Origin of the sequence: Williamsia herbipolensis, assembly GCF_036153515.1 — a bacterium.
Taxonomy (GTDB): Bacteria; Actinomycetota; Actinomycetes; order Mycobacteriales; family Mycobacteriaceae; genus Williamsia_A; species Williamsia_A herbipolensis.
The window spans coordinates 921,140-941,639 of the sequence record NZ_CP108021.1 but is presented as its reverse complement, the minus strand read 5'-3'; the positions used below and the strand labels follow the sequence as shown (position 1 = coordinate 941,639).

General features: G+C 69.2%; 19 protein-coding genes. 15 read left to right on the top strand and 4 right to left on the bottom strand.

Going from position 1 to position 20,500, the window contains the following annotated elements:
* Position 1: 1 nt before the first annotated feature.
* The 7 genes from pgeF to ileS all read left to right on the top strand — a co-directional run bounded on the left by pgeF (position 2) and on the right by ileS (position 8,071).
* Positions 2–745 carry a peptidoglycan editing factor PgeF gene (gene pgeF, locus OG579_RS04255; RefSeq protein ID WP_328858214.1) on the top strand — a complete coding sequence of 248 codons (744 nt, stop codon included), beginning with the start codon at positions 2–4 and terminating at the stop codon, positions 743–745.
* Between the two features lie 50 nt (positions 746–795).
* A complete protein-coding gene (locus OG579_RS04250) occupies positions 796–1,527 on the top strand; it encodes a YggS family pyridoxal phosphate-dependent enzyme (protein WP_045823284.1) in 732 nt (243 codons plus the stop codon).
* A gap of 88 nt (positions 1,528–1,615) precedes the next feature.
* The gene (locus OG579_RS04245) at positions 1,616–2,356 is read left to right on the top strand and encodes a cell division protein SepF (protein WP_045823076.1); all 741 of its coding nucleotides are present in this window, start codon (positions 1,616–1,618) and stop codon (positions 2,354–2,356) included.
* 57 nt (positions 2,357–2,413) lie between these two features.
* Positions 2,414–2,698, top strand: a complete 285-nt coding sequence (locus OG579_RS04240; protein ID WP_045823075.1) for a YggT family protein — start codon at positions 2,414–2,416, stop codon at positions 2,696–2,698.
* Between the two features lie 317 nt (positions 2,699–3,015).
* Positions 3,016–3,864 carry a DivIVA-like cell division protein Wag31 gene (gene wag31, locus OG579_RS04235; protein ID WP_045823074.1) on the top strand — a complete coding sequence of 283 codons (849 nt, stop codon included), beginning with the start codon at positions 3,016–3,018 and terminating at the stop codon, positions 3,862–3,864.
* Positions 3,865–3,945: 81 nt separating this feature from the next.
* On the top strand, positions 3,946–4,578 hold the full coding sequence (locus OG579_RS04230) for a hypothetical protein (protein WP_328858213.1): 633 nt from the start codon (positions 3,946–3,948) through the stop codon (positions 4,576–4,578).
* A 277-nt stretch (positions 4,579–4,855) separates the two neighbouring features.
* Complete coding sequence (gene ileS, locus OG579_RS04225; RefSeq protein ID WP_328858212.1) at positions 4,856–8,071, top strand: isoleucine--tRNA ligase; 3,216 nt, start codon at positions 4,856–4,858, stop codon at positions 8,069–8,071.
* On the opposite strand, the gene OG579_RS04220 is transcribed toward ileS, so the two are convergent.
* On the bottom strand, positions 8,060–8,749 hold the full coding sequence (locus tag OG579_RS04220) for a TetR/AcrR family transcriptional regulator (RefSeq protein ID WP_328858211.1): 690 nt from the start codon (positions 8,747–8,749) through the stop codon (positions 8,060–8,062). The two genes, ileS and OG579_RS04220, sit on opposite strands and share 12 nt — an antisense overlap.
* Positions 8,750–8,859: 110 nt before the next feature.
* On the opposite strand from OG579_RS04220, the gene OG579_RS04215 reads away from it, so the two are divergent.
* The 3 genes from OG579_RS04215 (at position 8,860) to OG579_RS04205 (ending at position 11,215) form a co-directional block, all read left to right on the top strand.
* Positions 8,860–9,327: a nitroreductase family deazaflavin-dependent oxidoreductase gene (locus tag OG579_RS04215; RefSeq protein WP_328858210.1), complete on the top strand. Its 468-nt coding sequence runs from the start codon at positions 8,860–8,862 to the stop codon at positions 9,325–9,327.
* On the top strand, positions 9,324–9,698 hold the full coding sequence (locus OG579_RS04210; protein ID WP_328858209.1) for a hypothetical protein: 375 nt from the start codon (positions 9,324–9,326) through the stop codon (positions 9,696–9,698). The genes OG579_RS04215 and OG579_RS04210 overlap by 4 nt, the downstream gene beginning before the upstream one ends.
* Before the next feature lie 137 nt (positions 9,699–9,835).
* Positions 9,836–11,215, top strand: a complete 1,380-nt coding sequence (locus tag OG579_RS04205) for a DNA polymerase IV (RefSeq protein ID WP_408068796.1) — start codon at positions 9,836–9,838, stop codon at positions 11,213–11,215.
* A gap of 8 nt (positions 11,216–11,223) precedes the next feature.
* Here the strand turns inward: OG579_RS04205 and OG579_RS04200 are convergent, their stop codons facing one another.
* Positions 11,224–12,192, bottom strand: coding sequence for an asparaginase (locus OG579_RS04200; RefSeq protein WP_328858207.1), 969 nt, complete (start codon positions 12,190–12,192; stop codon positions 11,224–11,226).
* A 261-nt stretch (positions 12,193–12,453) separates the two neighbouring features.
* On the opposite strand from OG579_RS04200, the gene OG579_RS04195 reads away from it, so the two are divergent.
* Positions 12,454–12,984, top strand: coding sequence for a hypothetical protein (locus OG579_RS04195; RefSeq protein ID WP_328858206.1), 531 nt, complete (start codon positions 12,454–12,456; stop codon positions 12,982–12,984).
* A gap of 65 nt (positions 12,985–13,049) precedes the next feature.
* On the opposite strand, the gene OG579_RS04190 is transcribed toward OG579_RS04195, so the two are convergent.
* A complete protein-coding gene (locus tag OG579_RS04190) occupies positions 13,050–14,027 on the bottom strand; it encodes a hypothetical protein (protein ID WP_328858205.1) in 978 nt (325 codons plus the stop codon).
* 33 nt (positions 14,028–14,060) lie between these two features.
* On the opposite strand from OG579_RS04190, the gene lspA reads away from it, so the two are divergent.
* The 4 genes from lspA to dnaE all read left to right on the top strand — a co-directional run bounded on the left by lspA (position 14,061) and on the right by dnaE (position 20,048).
* Positions 14,061–14,696, top strand: a complete 636-nt coding sequence (gene lspA / locus OG579_RS04185) for a signal peptidase II (protein WP_045823067.1) — start codon at positions 14,061–14,063, stop codon at positions 14,694–14,696.
* Entirely contained in the window at positions 14,689–15,615 is a 927-nt protein-coding gene (locus OG579_RS04180) for an RluA family pseudouridine synthase (protein ID WP_045823066.1), read from the top strand. Before lspA ends, OG579_RS04180 begins: the two co-directional genes overlap by 8 nt.
* Positions 15,605–16,282 (top strand): hypothetical protein, encoded by a 678-nt coding sequence (locus tag OG579_RS04175; protein WP_328858204.1) that lies wholly within the window; start codon positions 15,605–15,607, stop codon positions 16,280–16,282. Before OG579_RS04180 ends, OG579_RS04175 begins: the two co-directional genes overlap by 11 nt.
* Positions 16,283–16,493: 211 nt before the next feature.
* Positions 16,494–20,048, top strand: coding sequence for a DNA polymerase III subunit alpha (dnaE, locus tag OG579_RS04170; protein ID WP_328858203.1), 3,555 nt, complete (start codon positions 16,494–16,496; stop codon positions 20,046–20,048).
* Here dnaE and OG579_RS04165 read toward each other — a convergent pair.
* Positions 20,038–20,286 carry a hypothetical protein gene (locus OG579_RS04165; protein WP_328858202.1) on the bottom strand — a complete coding sequence of 83 codons (249 nt, stop codon included), beginning with the start codon at positions 20,284–20,286 and terminating at the stop codon, positions 20,038–20,040. The genes dnaE and OG579_RS04165 overlap by 11 nt on opposite strands.
* Positions 20,287–20,500: the final 214 nt, after the last annotated feature.

The following is a 20,500-nucleotide window of genomic DNA, read 5'->3' as shown; positions in this document are numbered from 1 at the left end:
CGTGACGACGGCCCCGGGTCGGGTCGGCCGGGTCCGTCGGGTGACCACCACCCGCCGAGGTGGTGTGTCACTCGCGCCGTACGACGAGTTCAACCTCGGCGATCATGTCGGGGACGATCCCGCCGCCGTGCGCGCCAACCGTCTGCGTCTGGCCGAGCGCATCGGTGTGGCGCCCGCGCGGATGGTGTGGATGGAGCAGATCCACAGTCCCACCGTGACCGTGGTCGACGGACCCGTCGACGGTCCGGTCCCGGCGACCGATGCGTTGGTCACGACCGCAATCGACCTCGCGCTGGTGGTCGTGACGGCCGACTGCGTGCCGGTGTTGTTGAGCGACGACGCCGCCGGCGTGATCGCCGCCGTGCACGCCGGCCGTGTCGGTGCACGGGTGGGGATCATCCGCCGAGTTCTCGAGGCGATGACCGACCAGGGTGCCGAGCTCTCCCGCATCGGGGCATTCCTGGGTCCCGCGGCGAGCGGTGAGCAGTACGAGGTGCCGGCCGCCATGCAGCGCGACGTGGAGAAGCATCTGCCCGGCAGTGCATCGCGCACCACGAAGGGCACCCCGGGGCTCGACCTCCGTGCAGGGATCCGACGGCAGCTGCTGGAGGCGGGTGTCTCCGGCGTGGCGATCGATCCCCGGTGCACGATCTCCGACCGCACACTGTTCAGTCACCGTCGCGGCGCCCCCACCGGGCGCCTGGCCTCGGTGATCTGGAACGACACGTCCGGCGTCGCGCCGTGAGCCCCGCCGACGATCACCTAGCGGACGACGACACCACCGCTGCACCGCAGATCGCGACCCCAGAGCGGGTCGCCGAGCTCTCCGACAACCTCGACGCCGCACGCGCACGGCTGGCGCGGGCATGCACGGCTGCCGGGCGTGATGTCGACGACGTCGACCTGCTCGTCGTCACCAAGTTCTTCCCCGCCGCAGACGTCCGCGCGCTGATCGGACTCGGTGTGCGTGCCTTCGGCGAATCGCGGGAACCCGAGGCCGGCCGCAAGGCGGCGGAACTGCGCACCGACACCGCCGAGTCCCTGGCGTTCCACATGATCGGGCAGATCCAGCGTAAGAAGGCCAAGACCGTCGGTCGCTGGGCCGACCGGGTCCATTCGTTGGACTCCGAACGGCTCGCCGACGCACTCGACACCGCCGTGGCCGCCGCACTCGACGACGGTGACCGGCACACCCCTCTCGAGGTGTTGTTGCAGCTCAACCTCGACTCCGATCCCGACCGCGGCGGAGTGGTCGTCGATGATCTCGAGGCGCTCGCCGATCACGTCGCCGGGTGCGACCATCTGCGTCTCCGGGGTCTGATGGTGATCGCACCGCAGTCGGAGACGCCCGAGGTGTGGATGGAGCGGGCCGCGTCGATCCGTGCGGGTTTCCTCGACCACCGTCCGGATGCCGTCGAGTTCTCGGCCGGGATGTCCGGTGACCTCGACGAGGCCGTCCGCAACGGTTCCACCTGCGTGCGTGTCGGTACCGCGATCATGGGCGCGCGGCCGATACGCTCCCCGTAGCTAAACCACATGAGCCACATGAGAACCAGCGACACCACTTTTCACAATCGCTCTCGTACGGCGCGCCGACGGTGAGGAAGGCAGCAACATGACCACGATGCAGCGGTTCAAGGCGTACTTCGGCATGGTCCCGCCCGGCGACTACGAGGACGACTACCTCGACGAGCCCGGCGCGACCCGACGCGACCCCTACGAGCGCGAGTACCGCGACGAGTACTACGGGCGCGCGCCGCAGCGCGGGTTCGCCGGTGTCGACCACGGCATGCGCGAATACGAGGACGAGATGGCGCAGTACGAGGGTGCCGCACAGTTCGATCAGACCTACGACCACGTGCCCGACTACGCCTACGCGGGTCCGGTTCGCGCGGCCCAGACCCACACCTCACTCGCAGGGGATCGTGGCGTGCCCATGGAGCGCCTCGGCCGATCGGGACGCCTGGAGCCGCTGGGTGCCCGTGGCGGCGTCTCGCGGGCCTCGGCCGGCCGGGTGGCCACCCGTGGCGCACTGGCCATCGACACGATGGATCGCGTCTTCGAGGAGGGGAACCCGTTGGCGAAGATCACCACGTTGCGCCCGCGTGACTACAGCGAGGCCCGGACGATCGGCGAGCGCTTCCGCGACGGCAGCCCCGTCATCATGGATCTGGTCGAGATGAGCAACGACGACGCCAAGCGCCTCGTCGACTTCGCCGCCGGGCTCGCCTTCGCCCTGCGTGGCACGTTCGACAAAGTGGCCACCAAGGTGTTCCTGCTCTCGCCCGCCGACGTCGACGTCTCGCCCGAGGATCGTCGCAAGCTGGCCGAGACCGGTTTCTACAATCACAGCTGACACCCCTGCGAGCTGCGCTTTTCGGCATCCCGTGACCGAATCAGGCAGAGTTGACGCGTGACGATAGCCCGAGAGGTCATCTACTACCTGCTCTTCATCTTCTGGTTGCTGCTGCTGGGCCGCCTGGTGATCGAGCTGGTGCGGACGTTCGCGCGTGAATGGCGCCCGACGGGTGTGTCCGTCGTCGTCATCGAGGGCGTGTTCACCACCACCGACCCGCCGATCAAGGCGTTGCGACGCGTCCTGCCGCCCATCCCGTTGGGACCGGTTCGGCTCGACCTCTCGCTGATGATCACCATGATCGTCGTGCTGATCGGCATGAGCCTCGTGGCACCGGGCTGACCCCGAATCGCTCATCAACCCCACCGGGGTGATCGCACAATGCCGGACGCCGGATATTGTGACCGGAGTCCGTCATCCTGGAGGGGCACACCGAGAGCCAGTTCGCGCGACGATCCGACGTACTCGGCGGAGATGATCCGCTCCTGTCGGAGAAGAAGCTCGACGAAGTGCGACGAACGGTTCTCATGTGACAGGATGGGACGCCAGTTACACTGACGAAGCTGTGGACCTCCACAACGCATCGTCAACGAGGTCCCGCGAGAGATCGCATCGAGACCAGGCCACCACTCGCCACAACATTGTTAAAGGGGACCGACATGCGGCTCACACCGGCTGATGTGCACAACGTCGCGTTCAGCAAACCGCCGATCGGTAAGCGCGGCTACAACGAGGACGAGGTCGATCAGTTCCTCGACTTCGTCGAGGCCGAGCTCGCTCGACTGCTCGAGGAGAACACCGAACTCAAGCAGCGCGTCGAGGATCTCGAAGGCGATCTGTCGCAGGCCCGTTCGAACGCCACCTCGGCACCGCGTGAGGAGGAGGCGCCCGCGCCCACGCAGGCGTTCAGTGCCGCCCAGGCCCCCGCGTACTCCGAGCCCGCAGCCCCTGCGGCACCTGCCGCCCCGGTCGGCGAGGACCACCACGTCCGTGCGGCGAAGGTGCTCAGCCTCGCCCAGGACACCGCCGATCGCCTCACCGCGAACGCGACCACCGAGTCCGAGTCGTTGCTCGCCGACGCGCGGGGTCGCGCCGACGCGATGATCGGCGACGCCCGGTCGAAGTCGGAGGCGATGCTCACCGACGCGCGCCAGCGCTCGGAGGCCATCCTGGCCGACTCGCAGACCCGCGCCGAGACCACCACGCGCCAGGCGCAGGAGAAGGCCGACGCGCTGCAGGCCGACGCCGAGCGCAAGCACACCGAGATCATGGGCACCATCAACCAGCAGCGTTCGGTCCTCGAGGGTCGAATCGAGCAGCTCAAGACCTTCGAGCGCGAGTACCGCACCCGTCTGAAGACCTACCTGGAGTCGCAGCTCGAGGAACTGCAGCAGCGAGGCAGTGCGGCTCCGGTCGACAACGCACGCTCCGGCGGGGACGCGTTCTCCTCCGACCCGGGCAACGGTGGGTTCACCAACTCGGGTGGATTCTCCAAGCCCTCCAACTGACGGCTCCGTCGGTAGAACCGTGGCGGGCCGGGATCGACTGATGTCGGTTCGCCCCCGGTAGTCGGCGGAAAGGTCAACGCGGTGCTCGTCTCGGCGCTGGTCGCCACGCTGGTGGGCTTCGGGCTCCTGGTGGTGGCACTCGTCACCGGCACCCTGTGGTTGGCGATCGCCTGCATCGTCGTCTGTGTCCTCGGGGCGCTGCTCCTCCTTGCCGACATCCTCGGGCTCGGGCCGTCCCTGGCCCGGCTGCGTCCTCGGCTGAAGGGGCCCCGGAGGCCCTCCCGTCGTCCATCTGTGGCCGGCACCGACGACAGGTCGGATGCTTTCACCGACGATGACCCGGACACCACGATCACCACCGAGATGCCCCGGGTCGTCGACGAGCCGGTGCCGGACCTCGCCGCGGATCACCCCGAGCCCTCGGCCCCGGCCGAGGTCGAACGCCCGTCGTCGGCCACCGACGCACAGGTGGCAGCCGCGTATGTGGCCGCCCACCACGGCCGGCACGAGAGCCCCGACGACGAGCCCGTCGACACCCACGCGCATGTCCGGCGCGACACCGACCCGCCGTCGACGATGCCGTGGCTCACCCCCGCCGCACCGCGACGGCACACCCGACACTCCGGCGACGATCCCGAGACCGCGGCGGTCGTCGGGCCGGACACCGACACGGAGGAGTCGGCACCCCGCCGGCATCGCCACGCGGCGGACTGACCGGCGTCGGACACCGTCTACACTGGACCCGCATTGATCCGGCCATCACCGGGGAGCATCCGGAAGAACCGACACCACCACGAGCGGGCGGCGTCGCAGTAGAACCGGACGGGAGCGGCCCGACACAGCCGCAGACCCATCGGATCGACAGAACCGATGAGGTCGGTGAGCGGCACCGGAGATCCACCGGTGCAAGCGGGGTGGTACCGCGGCGAACACTCGTCGTCCCCGTGCCCAGCGTCGCAGCGCGACGCCCACCGGCACGAGGAGAACAGCAGTGAGCACCGACCCCGCATCGACCCCCCAGCAGCGTCGCGTCTATCCGATCGTCGACGTCGCGGGCACCGGTTCGGCCGTGCCGTCCTTCCCCGACCTCGAGACCCGCGTTCTCGACTACTGGGCCGCCGACGACACCTTCGTCGCGTCGGTGCAGCAGCGATCCGACGCCGACGAGTTCGTCTTCTACGACGGTCCGCCGTTCGCCAACGGGCTCCCGCACTACGGCCACCTGCTCACCGGATACGTCAAGGACCTCATCCCGCGCTTCCAGACCATGCGCGGCAAGAAGGTCGACCGTCGGTTCGGCTGGGACACCCACGGCCTGCCCGCCGAACTGGAGGCCGAACGCCAGCTGGGCATCACCGACAAGTCCGAGATCGAGACCATGGGTGTCGAAAAATTCAACGACTACTGCCGGGAGTCGGTGCTGCGCTACACCGGTGAGTGGCGCGACTACGTGACCCGGCAGGCCCGCTGGGTCGACTTCGACAACGACTACAAGACCCTCGACATCGACTTCATGGAGTCGGTGATGTGGGCGTTCAAGACCCTGCACGACAAGGGTCTCGTCTACCAGGGCTACCGGGTGCTGCCCTACAGCTGGTACGAGCAGACCCCGCTGAGCAACCAGGAGTCCAAGCTCGACGACGCCTACAAGATGCGCCAGGACCCGGCGGTGACGGTGTCGATGCCGCTGATCGGCGGCGTGCCCGACGCCCTGCTCGGCGTCAACGCGCTCATCTGGACCACCACGCCGTGGACGCTCCCGTCCAACCTGGCGATCGCCGTCAACCCGGACGTCGAGTACTCCCACGTGCGGGGCTCCGACGGCGAGCAGTACCTCCTCGCGACCGCCCGTGTCGCGACGTACGCGCGGGAGCTGGGTGAGGAACCCGAGGTGCTGGCCACCTACATCGGTCGCGACCTCGCCGACGCCACCTACACCCCGCCGTTCGACTTCTTCGCCGGTCACCCGAACTCACACCGCACGCTGCTCGGGGACTACGTCACCACCGACAGCGGCACCGGGATCGTCCATCTCGCACCGGCGTTCGGTGAGGAGGACATGGAGCTCGCGACGGCGAACGGCATCGAGGTCGTGCAGCCGCTCGATCCCGGTGGCAAGTTCACCTCGCTCGTGCCGCCGTACGAAGGCCTGATGGTCTTCGACGCCAACCCGGTCATCATCAAGGACCTCAAGGGCACCGGACGGATCCTGCGCCACGAGACCATCGAGCACTCCTACCCCCACTCGTGGCGGTCGGGAAAGCCGTTGATCTACATGGCCGTCCCGTCGTGGTTCGTCGCGGTCAACGAGTTCAAGCCGAGAATGCTCGAGCTGAACCAGCAGATCACCTGGTCGCCTGCGCACCTGCGCGACGGCCAGTTCGGCAAGTGGCTCGAAGGTGCCAAGGACTGGAACATCAGCCGAAACCGCTACTGGGGCGCGCCGATCCCAGTGTGGATCTCCGACGACGAGGCGTACCCGCGTGTCGACGTGTACGGGTCGCTCGACGACCTCGAGCGTGACTTCGGTGTGCGTCCGACGAACCTGCACCGGCCGTACATCGACGAGCTGACCCGACCGAACCCGGACGACCCGACCGGGCGCTCGACCATGCGTCGGGTGCCCGAGGTTCTCGACTGCTGGTTCGAGTCGGGCTCGATGCCGTACGCCCAGGTGCACTATCCGTTCGAGAACCGTGACTGGTTCGACGGGAACACCGAGTCAGGTCTGGAGCCGCACAACCCGGGCGACTTCATCGTCGAGTACAACGGCCAGACCAAGGGGTGGTTCTACAACCTGCATGTGCTCGCGACCGCGTTGTTCGACCGGCCGGCGTTCCGTACCGTGGCGGCCCACGGCATCGTGCTGGGTGACGACGGCCAGAAGATGAGCAAGTCGAAGCGCAACTACCCCGACGTCAACGAGGTGTTCGACCGCGACGGCTCCGACGCGATGCGGTGGTTCCTGATGGCGTCGCCGATCCTGCGGGGCGGCAACCTCATCGTCACCGAGCGTGGCATCCGCGAGGGTGTCCGCCAGGCCATGCTGCCGCTGTGGAACGCCTACAGCTTCCTCGCGCTCTACGCCGACCGACCCGCGACGTGGCGGACCGATTCGACGCACGTGCTCGACCGCTACATCCTGGCGAAGCTGGCCGCGACGCGGGATGCGATGACGACCGCGTTGGAGACCTACGACGTGTCCGGTGCGTGCGACGCGTTCCGCGAGCTCTGCGAGGCGCTGACCAACTGGTACGTCCGGCGTTCACGCCAACGGTTCTGGGCCGGGCAGGACACCGAATCGGACGCCTTCGACACGCTCTACACGGTGTTGGAGGTGGCGTGCCGACTCGCCGCTCCGCTGCTGCCGTTGATGACCGAGGCCATGTGGCGCGGGCTCACCGGCGAGCGGTCGGTGCACCTCGCGGACTGGCCGCGCGCCGACGAACTCCCCGCCGACGCCGAGCTCGTCGCCGCCATGGACGAGGTGCAGGCTGTGTGTTCGACGGCGTCGAGTCTGCGCAAGGCGAACAACCTGCGGGTCCGACTCCCGTTGCCCGCGTTGACCGTTGCCGGGCCGTCGGCGGCGCGTCTGGCCGACTACACCGCGCTGATCGCCGACGAGATGAACGTCAAGGCCGTGCACCTCGCCGACGACGCCGACGCCTACGGTCGTGTCGAGGTGGTCGTCAACGCGCGCGTCGCCGGACCGCGATTGGGCAAGGACGTCCAGAAGGCGATCAAGGCCATCAAGTCGGGGAACTGGTCGCTGGCCACCGTCAGCGATGCCGACGGGATCGTGTCGGAGAAGGTCGTCGCCGACGGCATCGAGCTGACCGGTGGCGAGTTCACCCGCAAACTCGTCGCGGTGGAGCCGAGTTCGACCGCCGAACTGCCGTCCGGTGGGGGACTGGTGGTGCTCGACACCGCGGTGACCGAGGACCTCGAGGCCGAGGGCTGGGCGAAGGACCGTGTGCGCGAACTGCAGGAGGCGCGACGGACCATGGGGCTCGACGTGTCCGACCGCATCAGCGTGGAACTCGGGGTGCCTGCCGAACGCAGTGCGTGGGCGCAGCGTCACCGCGACCTGATCGCGGGCGAGGTGCTCGCCACCGCTCTCGAGGTCGTCGCACCCGAGGAGGTGCGCGGCTCGTCGGTCGAGTTGGGCGACGGCGTCGTCGCGTCGATCAGCCGGTCAGGGCAGTAGCCGGGTCACCACGGTGGTGAGCTGGAGGTCGAAGAGATCCTCCGGCCGCGCGAAGGTGTCGGCGCCGTACTGGCCGAACACCTCGAGGCTGATCGCGCCGAGAACCACCGACCACAGGCAGGTGCCGACGGCCAGTGTCGTGTGATCCAGTTCGAGGCCGAATTCGATGTTGATGGCGTCGAATTCGGCGGCCAGTCCCGCGGAGATCGGTGACGGTGCGTCGACCACGGTGTCGCGCAGTTCCTGTAGCAGCAACGCGACGAAGCGGGTGCCCGGGCCCGTGGTCTGCTCGCCCGGGGCTGAGTAGCCCGGGACCGGGCTGCCGTAGATGAGCGCGTACCGCGACGGTTCGGCGACCGCCCATGTCCGCAGTGCATGCGCGGCCACCCGGATGCGCTCCCGCGTCCCGGCGTCGGCGGATGTCGCGGCGAGGGCGGCCTCGACGCGGTCGGCGGATTCGTCGTAGGCGTCGACGACCAGCAACGTCAGCAGGTCGTCGCGGTTGCGCACGTAGCGGTACACCGCGGAGGACACCATGCCGAGGTCGCGGGCGACCGCACGCAACGACAGCGACGCGGCGCCGTGTGCGGCGAGGTGTTCCCGACCCACCCGGATGATGTCCTGCTCGGTCTGAGCCCGTGCCGCAGCGCGGGGGGTCGACGGTGCGTCTGACTGCATGGGCACCATCCTGCCAGAAATGAGAGCAGTGCTCTTGCATTCTGGTCGATGCCGTGTCATGGTGCGGAACGAGAGCAGTGCTCTCGTTCCGATCCAGACGAGGAGTAGCCATGACCACCACCCATTACGCAGAGCCCAGCGGCCGCATGCAGCGCGGTTTCAACGATCTCGTCCGTTGGTTGTCGGCCCGGGGGATCGGCCTTGCCGGTGCGCGCACCCTGACCGTTGTCGGACGAAAGTCGGGCACCCCGCAGACCACGCCGGTCAACCCGCTCGTCATCGACGGGCGCACCTACCTGATCTCGCCGCGTGGCAACACCCAGTGGTCGCGCAACCTGCGTGTCGCGGGAGTCGCCACCATCGGTCACGGTCGCCGCACCGATGAGTTCCGGGCCACCGAGATCGCCGACGACGCGAAGATCGCTCTCCTGCGCCCCTACCTCAAGCGCTGGGGCTGGGAGGTCGCGAGCTACCTGCCGGCGAAGGTCTCGCACACCTCGACCGACGCCGAACTCGCCGCCGTCGCCCCCGCGGTTCCCGTCTTCGAACTGCTGTCCGTCGGAGGCGGCGCGCGATGACACCCGCCGTCCGGATCGGGGTCGGGGTGATCGTCGCGATCGGACTCCTCGAGATGGCGTTGTCGTCGATCGCCGCGCTCGCGGGGATGAGTTCGTGGAGTCAACGTTTCACGGAGTTGACCCGCATCGAGCCGTCGCCGTCGCTGCGGCTCGGCCTCGGGATCGTCGCCGGCGTCGCCGCGGTCTCGCTGGCGGTCGGGTTCGCGCGGCCGACCTGGTTCATCGTCGGCGGTGTGCTGCTGACCGCAGACGCAGGCGCGGTCCTGGTGCGCCAGCTGTACCTCGGTGACAGCGGCTCGTCCCTCATCCCGTACGCGCTGTTCACCGCCTGCGGCCTGGTGGCGATCGGTGCCGGAGCCCTCACCCGCTGAGCGGGTGACAGACCGTGTGGAAACGCGAAGGCGGGGCGTGGCTTCCGCACAGTCGGCGACGAAGTCGGACTCGATAGGCTCGACGGGTGGTGGGCACCGAGGATCGACGTGGAGCGCGGTGGGTGCTGCACATCGACATGGATGCCTTCTTCGCCTCGGTCGAGCAGCTGACCCGTCCCACCCTGCGCGGCCGTCCGGTGCTCGTCGGCGGGGTCGGTGGCCGAGGGGTGGTCGCCGGAGCGAGTTACGAGGCGCGGCGCTTCGGAGCACACTCGGCGATGCCGATGCACCAGGCGCGCAGACTGATCGGGTCGTCGGCGGTGGTCGTGCCACCCCGCGGCGCGGTCTACCGCGTGGTCAGCGCCCGGGTGTTCGCGATGATCCGCGAGGCGATACCGGTCATCGAGATGCTGTCCTTCGACGAGGCGTTCGGCGAACCCGAGGCTCTCGTCGGCGCCGCACGCAGCGAGGTGATCACGTTCGCCGAGCAGATCCGGTCGCGGATCGCCGACGAACTGGGCCTGGCCGCGTCGATCGGGGCGGGCAGTGGGAAGCAGATCGCCAAGATCGCCTCGGGGATGGCGAAACCCGATGGCGTGACGGTGATCTCACCCGGATCCGAGCAGGAGTTCCTCCGCCCGCTGTCGGTGCGGAAGTTGTGGGGGATCGGACCGGTGGCCGGCGACCGGCTGCATCGCCTGGGCATCGACACCATCGGCGATCTCGCCGACCTGTCACCGATGGAAGTGGCCTCGGTGCTCGGCTCGACGGTGGGTCCGGCGTTGCACCGACTGGCGCAGGGGTTCGACGACCGACAGGTCGCCGAACGGACCTCGGCGAAACAGATCAGCGCCGAATCGACCTTCGCCGACGACGTCGTGACGATGCCGCGACTGCGGGAGGCCATCGCGACCTCGGCCGCGTCGGCGCACCGTCGCCTTCTCGACGACGGCCGCGGGGCGCGCACGGTCGTCCTCAAACTCAAGAAGTCCGACATGTCGGTGCTCACCCGGTCGACCACCTTCGCCCCGGCGACCACCGACCTCGCGACCCTGGCCGCGGCGGCCCAGCGCCTCGCCCTCGACCCCGTCGACATCGGACCCGTTCGCCTTGTCGGCGTGGGGTTCTCCGGCCTCACCACCGACGAACAGTTTCTGCTCTTCGGCGGCGACGCCTCCGACCGCGCGGTCGCCGACGCCCCCGAGGAGCCGGTCATCGTCACCGCCGTCGACGGTGTGGACCCCGCCGAGCCGCTACCGGGCGGTCCTGTCGCCGAGGTGGGGGTGCAGAAGGCGTCGGGTCGTGTCGTGGGTCCCGACGGTGCGGTGACGTGGGCGACCGGAACCGACGTGACGCATCCCGACTTCGGCCACGGGTGGGTGCAGGGCAGTGGCCACGGCGTCGTGTCGGTCCGGTTCGAGACCCGCGCGACCGGGCCCGGCCGCACCGCGACGTTCCCCTCCGACACCGCCGAGCTGACGGCCGCCGATCCACTCGCCAGCCTCGACTGGACATGACTCAGCGGTCAGGCGCCGTCCGCCGCGACCGGTCCGGCCGCGAAGAACGCCGCGATCCCGTCGTGATCGGCGCCGGCCGACAGTAGCGCCGCCAACGCCACCCGCGCCTGCGGCGGACGCAACCACGGTGAGACGATCGCCCCTGCGGCCACGAGATCGACCGCGCCACCGCCGCCGCCGTAGGTGGCGACCACCTCCCCGAACGGCACGCGGGTCGAGATGACCGTCGCCACGCCCCGGCTGATCGCGTCGGCCACCGCGTCACGCACACCGGGACCGACGTTGCCCGATCCGAGGCCGGCGACCACGAGCCCGCGGGCCCCGGATGCGACCAGGTGCGCGATGACGTCGGGCGCGAACCCCGGGTGGACGGTGACGATGTCGACCCGAGCACTCACGGGGGAGAGCGCGCCGACATCGATCCGCGGACGCGCGAGCCCGGGGGCGGCGCAGTCGAAGGCGCGGAGGTCGGATGCGCTGATCTTGACCGTCCCCCGCGCGGGCAGGACGCGACCGCCGAACGCCACCAACACACCGCGCGACCGGGAGTCCGGGTCGGCGGCGCACGCGACGGCCGCGGCGAGATTGGCAGGACCGTCGGTGCCCTTGGCATCCGATGGCCGTTGCGCGCCGGTGAACACCACGGGGCGGGGGTCGTCGATGACCAGGTCGGCGAGCATCGCCGATTCCTCGAGCGTGTCGGTGCCATGGGTCACCACGACACCGGCGACCGCGGGGTCGGCGAGTTCGGTGGAGATCGCCCGCACAAGGGTCCACTGGTCGTCGGGTGTCATCGCCGAACTGTCGAGCGAGAGCACCGTCCGCGGACGCACCGCGACGCCGGCGACAGGGGAACCGACGAGATCGGCCCGCACCAGATCGTGGACGTCGACCGCGGGCACGACACCGCCCGCACCGTGCTGCGACGCGATGGTCCCGCCGGTGCCGAGTACCGCGATGACAGGTGTGACCGACATGGGACGAAAGCTTGCTGACCTCGGTCGTCGTGGTCAAATCCGGGCCAGGAGGCGTGTGCGGTTCGCCCGATTGTCGTTCGCCCACACATCGGTTTGGCATAGTGGTGTCCGATCCGGGGGGAACGTGGTCGTCCGCGACCGCCCCCATCGGTACACATGAGTCCCCGGGCTCGACGACATCGGCGCAGCATGTCGGTGGCCCCGTGCCGCCGGCCCCGGGTTCGTCAGCCCTGACGACGACAGACGAGAAGAGGACATTTCGTGAAGCTCCAGAAGATCGCCACCGCAGGCCTGGCCGTCGCAGCCGTGTTCATGATCGGTGCGTGCAGCGACAACTCCGACGACGGGACGACCGCGCAGCCCACGTCGACCACGAGCTCGTCGGCCGCATCGAGCGACACCGGCGGCACCTCGGTGACCGACCCCTCGAAGCCGCCGAGTGCCTCCACGCTCAACGGACTGCTGGAGAAGGCCCTCAACCCGAGCGTGCCGGCCAGCGAGAAGACCGATCTCGTCCAGGGCTCCGACGCCGACCCGCAGCTGTTCGACAAGCTCGTGAAGGCCCGTCAGGACAACCCCGACATCACCTACTCGCTGCAAGCCCCGGTCATCGCGACCGGCAACGGCCAGGCGACGGTCAAGGTGAAGGTCAAGCTGCCCAACGTGCCCGAGCAGACCGTCGACGCCGCGATCGTCTACGACAGCGGCAAGTGGAAGCTCGCGAAGACCACGGTGTGCCCGCTGCTGCTCGCCAACAACGTGCAGAGCGCCATGTGCCCGGCGGCCAACTGAGCTCCGTCCCGAACACCGCTCGCAGCGACTGCCCCCGAACCCCACGGTTCGGGGGTAGTCGTGTGTCAGCGGGTCGTCTCCCAGCGGATGTCGACGCCGGTCTTCTGGACGAGCGGCCGGGCGGGATCCGACCCGACCAGTGACCGGCCGCCGTCGACCGTCAGCTCGCCGCTGACCGGGAGTCCGCGCGTCAGGTCGAGGGTCATCGACCCCGACCCGGTCATCGTGTACGAGGCGATGGTGAGTGTCTGATCGGATCCGGGGATGGTGAACACCGCGTTCACCGGCTCCTCGTCGACGGTCACGTCGATCTGCAGCGTCGATCCGGTGCGTGCGCGCAGCGTCGAGGTGATGGTCTGCCGCACGGTGGCCGCGCCGGTGATCGTGCGTACCGACCGCCACCGCGCGCCCACACCGATCGGGTAGCGGGGCAGCGTCACCGAGCGCTGTAACGCCTGCACCAGGGTCTGTTCGATCGCCGAGCGGGCAGTGTCGTCGGCCGCGGCGGCGGGCACGATGCGCAGGGCGATCGGCACCGACCCGGCCGCGACCGCGAGACCCGCCCGCGAGCCGCGGACCGCGTCGAGCGACCTCGCCAGGTCCGGTGACGGCGACGACGCGGCGCCGAGGGTGAGTTCGATGTCGGTCGGGTCACCGCACAGCACCTGCGCGGTGATCGGCAGGTCCACGGTCTGGGCGTCGTCGCTCGGTGCCTGTCCCTGCGAGAGGCTCGTCGACGACGACGTCGTGACCAGCCGGACCTGCTGGGCCGAGGCGGTGCTCGGCGCGCCTACCGGTGCGAGACGCGGCGCGGCGCCTGCGTCGAGGACCTCGACCGTCGCCGGCGGCACCGGCAGCAGCGACGCACCGGACGCGCCGACGGTCGACTCGGTCGTGCACCCCGCGGCCGCCGAGGAACTGCTCGCGCCGTCGGGGCCGGGATCACCGGAACCGCACCCGGCCACGACCGCCGTGATCACCGCGCACACCCCCACTGCCTGCGCTCGACGGAGAAGGGGGCGGGTGATGAGGGCGTCGGGCACGCATTGAAGGTTATCGACTCCGCTTAGGGGACAATGGTCGGCGTGAGCAACGACCCGACCGATGAACCCGCCGGACCCGACACCACCGCCGGAGTCGGTGGGTCCGCCGATGCCACCGCCACGAGCCGACCGGCGCCGCGATCGACGAGAATGATCGCGTTGCTGCCCGCGGTCGCGCTGTTCGTCCTGGTGGCCGATCTGGTGACGAAGATCGTGGTCGTCGCGACCATCGATCCGCTGCGTCCCATCTCGATCATCGGCGACACCGTCACGCTGCGCCTGGTCCGCAACTCCGGCGCCGCGTTCTCCATGGCCACCGGTTACACCTGGATCCTGACGATCGTCGCGCTCGCGGTCGTCGTCGGCATCATCCGATACAGCTCCCGTCTGCGGTCTCCGCTGTGGGCGCTGGGCCTCGGGCTGATCCTCGGCGGCGCGCTGGGCAACCTGGTCGACCGTCTGTTCCGCGATCCCGGCCCGCTCCGCGGGCATGTGGTCGACTTCGTGTCCATCGGCTGGTGGCCGGTGTTCAACGTGGCCGACTCGGCGGTGGTGTGCGGCGCGGTCCTGCTGGTCGGTCTGACGCTGTTCGGGGTCGAACTCGACGGCACGCGGGCGTCGACCCGCACCCGCGACGACGCGCGCACGCCGGTGGCGCCTGATGCGTGAGAGCCGGTCGATGCCCGTCCCCGACGGCATCGACGGCATGCGACTCGACGCCGGTGTCTCGCGGATGATGGGGTTCTCGCGCACCGCGGTCGCCGCGCTCGCCGACAACGGCGACGTGCAGGTCGACGGCACCGCCGTCGGCAAGTCCCATCGACTCACCGCGGGCGCCTGGCTCGAGGTCCTGCTGCCCGAGCCGGCACGCCCGGTGGAGAACCTGGTGCAGCCGATCGAGAACATGGACATCCTGTTCGCCGACGACGACATCGTGGTGGTCGACAAGCCGGTCGGTGTGGCCGCGCACGCCTCGGTCGGATGGACCGGACCGACGGTGATCGGTGGTCTGGCCGCCGCCGGGTATCGCATCTCCACCTCCGGCGCGCACGAGCGACAGGGCATCGTGCACCGTCTCGACGTCGGCACGTCCGGGGTGATGGTGGTCGCGACGTCGGAGCGCGCCTACACGCTGCTCAAGCGGGCCTTCAAGGAGCGCACGGTCGACAAGCGCTATCACGCCCTGGTGCAGGGCCACCTCGACCCGTCGAGCGGCACCATCGACGCCGCCATCGGCCGCCATCCGGGCAACGAGTGGAAGTTCGCCGTGACGACCGCCGGCAAGCCCAGCGTCACCCACTACGACACCCTCGAGATGTTCGCCGCGGCCAGCCTCCTCGACGTCCACCTCGAGACCGGTCGCACCCACCAGATCCGTGTGCACTTCTCGGCGATGCACCACCCGTGCTGTGGAGACCTCACCTACGGCGCCGATCCGGCGTTGGCCGCCCGCCTCGGGCTCGAACGTCAATGGCTGCACGCCCGCGCGTTGTCGTTCGCCCACCCCTCCGACGGGCGGCTGGTCGAGTTCACCAGCCCCTACCCCGACGATCTCCGGGGTGCGTTGGACGTCCTGCGTGCGACCTGACGGTCTGCGCCGCGCGTTCGGGTCGATCGCCGTGGGCGCGGTCGTCGTGTTGGTCGTCCTCGGCGGTCTGTACGCCCTGGGCGCGGCCCATCCGCCCCGACGTCCCGCGGTCACCACCGACCGACTCGGTCCCACCGGCGGGCAGTCGGTCGACGAGTACATCGCCGCCGCCTCGGCCGGGACCGCACGGGCCACGGGCACCCGGTGGGCGCTGGTGTCGCCACGAGCACCCCTCGACGACGACACCGCGTGGTCGCTGATCGCCGGTACGGGACCGTCGCGGGTCGCGTTCCACGTCACGGTCGACGCGGTCGCCACACCGACCACGTTCGAACCCCTCACCCGGGATCGGGGATCGCTGCAGACCGCGCGCGACCTCGCCGTCGACGACGTCGAGCGGACGGTCGGTCCCGACGCGGTGGGGCGCGATCGACAGATCGCCACACTCGTGCGGTCACGGCTCACCGCGGGATGCGCGTGCGTGGTCGCCCTCGTCGTGCGCGGTGACGCCGACCGGTTGCGCGCGATCGCGGGCGACCGGCGGGTCCGTGCGGTCGAGGTCCTCCCGGCCGACGCGGGCGGGCGGTTCACCGTCGGGGCGCTGCTCCCCGAACAGTCTGATCGTGTCGGTCCGCTCTCCGACACCGCTCCGGTGCCCGCAGGCTGACCCACGGCTCGAGTCCCACGCGTCACAGCCCGCTCGGCGTGTCGCGGTGTGTCGGCGGTGTGCACACGATCGGCGGACGCCCGCACTGTGTGGCTCACCGGTCTTGTGGGTGCCCGCACCTAAACTGGACGACACGTCGCAGCCGGCCATCGGACCGCGCGCGGCAGTGCATCGGCGGGGACCCCGCAGCGTTCGTCGAGAGGTATTCCACGTGTCGGATTCGTTCGTCCATCTGCACAACCACACCGAGTACTCCATGCTCGACGGGGCCGCGAAGGTGGCGCCGATGTTCGCCGAGGCCAAGCGTCTCGGGATGACCGCCATCGGCATGACCGACCACGGGAACATGTTCGGCGCCAGCGAGTTCTACAACGTCGCCAAGGATCACGACATCACGCCGATCATCGGCATCGAGGCCTACATCGCCCCCGCCTCGCGCTTCGACACCAAACGCGTCCTGTGGGGCGATCGCGACCAGAAGAGCGACGACGTCTCCGGTAGCGGCGCCTACACCCACATGACGATGGTCGCCGAGAACGCGACCGGCCTGCGCAACCTGTTCACCCTGAGCTCGCTGGCGTCGATCGAGGGACAGCTCGGCAAGTGGGCCCGCATGGACGCCGAACTCATCGCCGCCCACGCCGAGGGGATCATCGCCACCACCGGCTGCCCGTCGGGTGAGGTCCAGACCAGGCTGCGGCTCGGCCATCAGCGCGAGGCCCTCGAGGCCGCCGCGAAGTGGCAGGACATCTTCGGCAAGGAGAACTTCTACCTCGAGTTGATGGAGCACGGCCTCGAGATCGAGCGCCGCGTCCGCGACGGTCTGCTCGAGATCGGCAGGCAGCTCGGCATCAAGCCGATCGTCACCAACGACTGCCACTACGTCACCAAGGGTCACGCGGTGACCCACGAGGCGCTGCTGTGCATCCAGACCGGCAAGACGCTGTCGGATCCCACGCGCTTCAAGTTCGACGGCGACGGGTACTACCTGAAGTCGGCCGCGGAGATGCGCGAGCAGTGGGACGACGTGGTGCCCGGCGCCTGCGACAACACCGTCGAGATCGGTGAGCGGGTCCAGAGCTACGCCGAGGTGTTCACCCCACGCGACCGGATGCCGATCTTCCCGGTGCCCGAGGGCGACACCCAGGAGACGTTCCTGCGCAAGGAGGTCACCGCGGGGTTGGCCCGGCGTTTCCCCGACGCACCCGTGCCGCAGGACTACACCGACCGCGCGAACTACGAACTCGATGTCATCATCCAGATGGGCTTTCCCGCCTACTTCCTCGTCGTCGGCGACCTCATCCGGCACGCCCACGAGGTCGGGATCCGCGTCGGCCCCGGCCGCGGCAGCGCCGCCGGATCGCTCGTCGCGTGGGCGCTGGGCATCACCAACATCGATCCCATCCCGCACGGTCTGCTCTTCGAGCGGTTCCTCAACCCCGAGCGTGTGTCGATGCCCGACATCGACATCGACTTCGACGACCGTCGCCGCGGGGACATGGTCCGCTATGCCACCGAACGCTGGGGCAGCGACAAGGTCGCCCAGGTCATCACCTTCGGCACCATCAAGACCAAGGCCGCGATCAAGGACTCGGCGCGGGTGCAGTTCGGTCAGCCCGGCTACGCCATCGCCGACCGGATCACCAAGGCGCTGCCGCCGCCCATCATGGCCAAGGACATATCGGTCGCCGGGATCACCGACCCCGACCACGATCGCTACGGCGAGGCCTCGGAGGTCCGTGCGCTCATCGAGACCGACCCCGACGTCAAGAAGATCTACGACACCGCACTGGGTCTCGAAGGACTGATCCGCAACGCCGGCGTGCACGCCTGCGCGGTGATCATGTCCTCGGAGCCGCTCACCGAGGCGATCCCGGTGTGGAAACGCGCCCAGGACGGCGCCATCATCACCGGCTGGGACTACCCGTCGTGTGAGGCCATCGGGCTGCTCAAGATGGACTTCCTCGGGCTGCGCAACCTGACGGTCATCAACGACGCGCTCGAGAACATCACCACCAACCGCGGCATCGAGATCGACATGGACACGCTGCCCCTCGACGACACCACGACCTACGAGTTGATGGCGCGCGGGCAGACCCTCGGCGTGTTCCAGCTCGACGGTGGGCCGATGCGTGAACTGCTCAAACGCATGCAGCCCACCACCTTCGAGGACATCGTCGCCGTCGGCGCCCTCTACCGGCCCGGCCCCATGGGCATGAACGCCCACAACGACTACGCCGACCGCAAGAACGGTCGACAGGACGTCAAGCCGATCCACCCCGAGCTGGCCGAACCCCTCAAGGACATCCTCGGCGACACCTACGGCCTCATCGTCTACCAGGAGCAGATCATGCAGATCGCTCAGAAGGTGGCCGGGTACTCGCTGGGTCGAGCCGACATCCTGCGTCGCGCGATGGGCAAGAAGAAGGCGTCGGTGCTGGCCCAGGAGTTCGAGGGGTTCGAGGCGGGCATGGTCGCCAACGGCTTCTCCAAGGCGGCCATCAAGGCGCTCTGGGACACCATTCTCCCGTTCGCCGGCTACGCGTTCAACAAGTCCCACGCGGCCGCCTACGGTTTGGTGTCGTACTGGACGGCGTACCTCAAGGCCAACTACCCGGCCGAGTTCATGGCGGGACTGCTCACCTCGGTCGGCGACGACAAGGACAAGGCCGCGATCTACCTCGCCGACTGCCGCAAGCTGGGCATCACGGTCCTCCCGCCCGACGTCAACGAGTCGCAGCGGTACTTCGCCGCCGTCGGCGAGGACATCCGCTTCGGCCTGGTCGCGGTGCGCAACGTGGGGACCAACGTGGTCACCGCGATCCTCGCCGCGCGTGAGGAGAAGGGGAAGTTCCACAGCTTCTCGGACTACCTCGGCAAGATCGATGTCACCGCCTGCAGCAAGAAGGTCACCGAATCCCTCATCAAGGCAGGCGCTTTCGACTCGCTGGGACACCCCCGCAAGGGGTTGTTCCTGGTGCACGTCGACGCCGTCGACGCGGTCCTGGGCACGAAGAAGGCCGAGGCCGTCGGCCAGTTCGACCTGTTCGGTGACGCCGGCGGTGCCGACGACGCCGGTGCGGTGATCGACGACGTCTTCGCCGTCCGGGTGCCCGACGAGGAGTGGGACACCAAGCACAAGCTCGCGCTCGAACGGGAGATGTTGGGGCTCTACGTGTCCGGGCATCCGCTCGGCGGCATCGAGCACGTCATCTCGGCGCAGACCGACACCTCGCTGACCAGCCTGCTGGAGAAGAACGTCTCCGACGGCGCGCAGATCGTCATCGGCGGCATCATCTCCGCGGTCACCCGCCGGGTCAACAAGAAGGGCGAGCCGTACGCGGTGGTCACCCTCGAAGATCTCGTCGGTGGTGTGGAGGTGTACTTCTTCCCGCGCGCGTTCCAGGCCTACGGGATGGACATCGTGGCCGACGCGGTGGTGCTCATCAAGGCCCGGGTCAACATCCGCGACGACGACAACATGATGATCAGCGCCAACGATCTCGCGGTGCCCGACCTCTCACACGTGGGTGAGGCGCGCCCGCTCGCCCTGACGATGTCGACACGACTGTGCACGCAGGATCGGGTGAGTGCCCTCAAGCAGGTGCTGATCCGTCATCCGGGGACCTCGGATGTCCACGTGCGGCTCATCAGCGGCGAGTCGGCGACCACCCTGCGACTCGACGACAACCTCCGGGTGACGCCGAGTTCGGCTCTGATGGGCGACCTGAAGGCGCTTCTCGGGCCGACCTGCCTCAGCGGCTAGTCGGGCGGCGGGTCGCACCGAGGCGTCCGGACCACCAGACCGCGGTGGCGGCGATGGTGACGGCCCACGCGGTGACCTCGCCGGAGCCGGTGATCACGCCGACGACGACGGCGACCACGAGGGCGGTGAGCACCGCGGCCGCCTTGTGCACCGGCCACGCGACACCGGCGATCGAGACGGTGGGCGCCGCGGTCCGCTCGGAACGAGCGGGTGCGGTGTTCACGCTGATCGTCGTCATGGGCGGGTGGCCTCCTGGGTGCGGGCGCGACGGGCGTCGTCGGGGTGTGCGAACACCAGTGTACCGCCCCCACGAGCAAAAGTTTTCGGGTAGCCGAAAACACGCCGGGACGGTGGTGTCGCCGCAGCTCAGGGTCGGTTGTGCGGACGCCCTCGCCGCGGTCGGAGTTTCGCTAGAGTCGATGGTGCTCGACAGCACGCCGATCCGACCGACA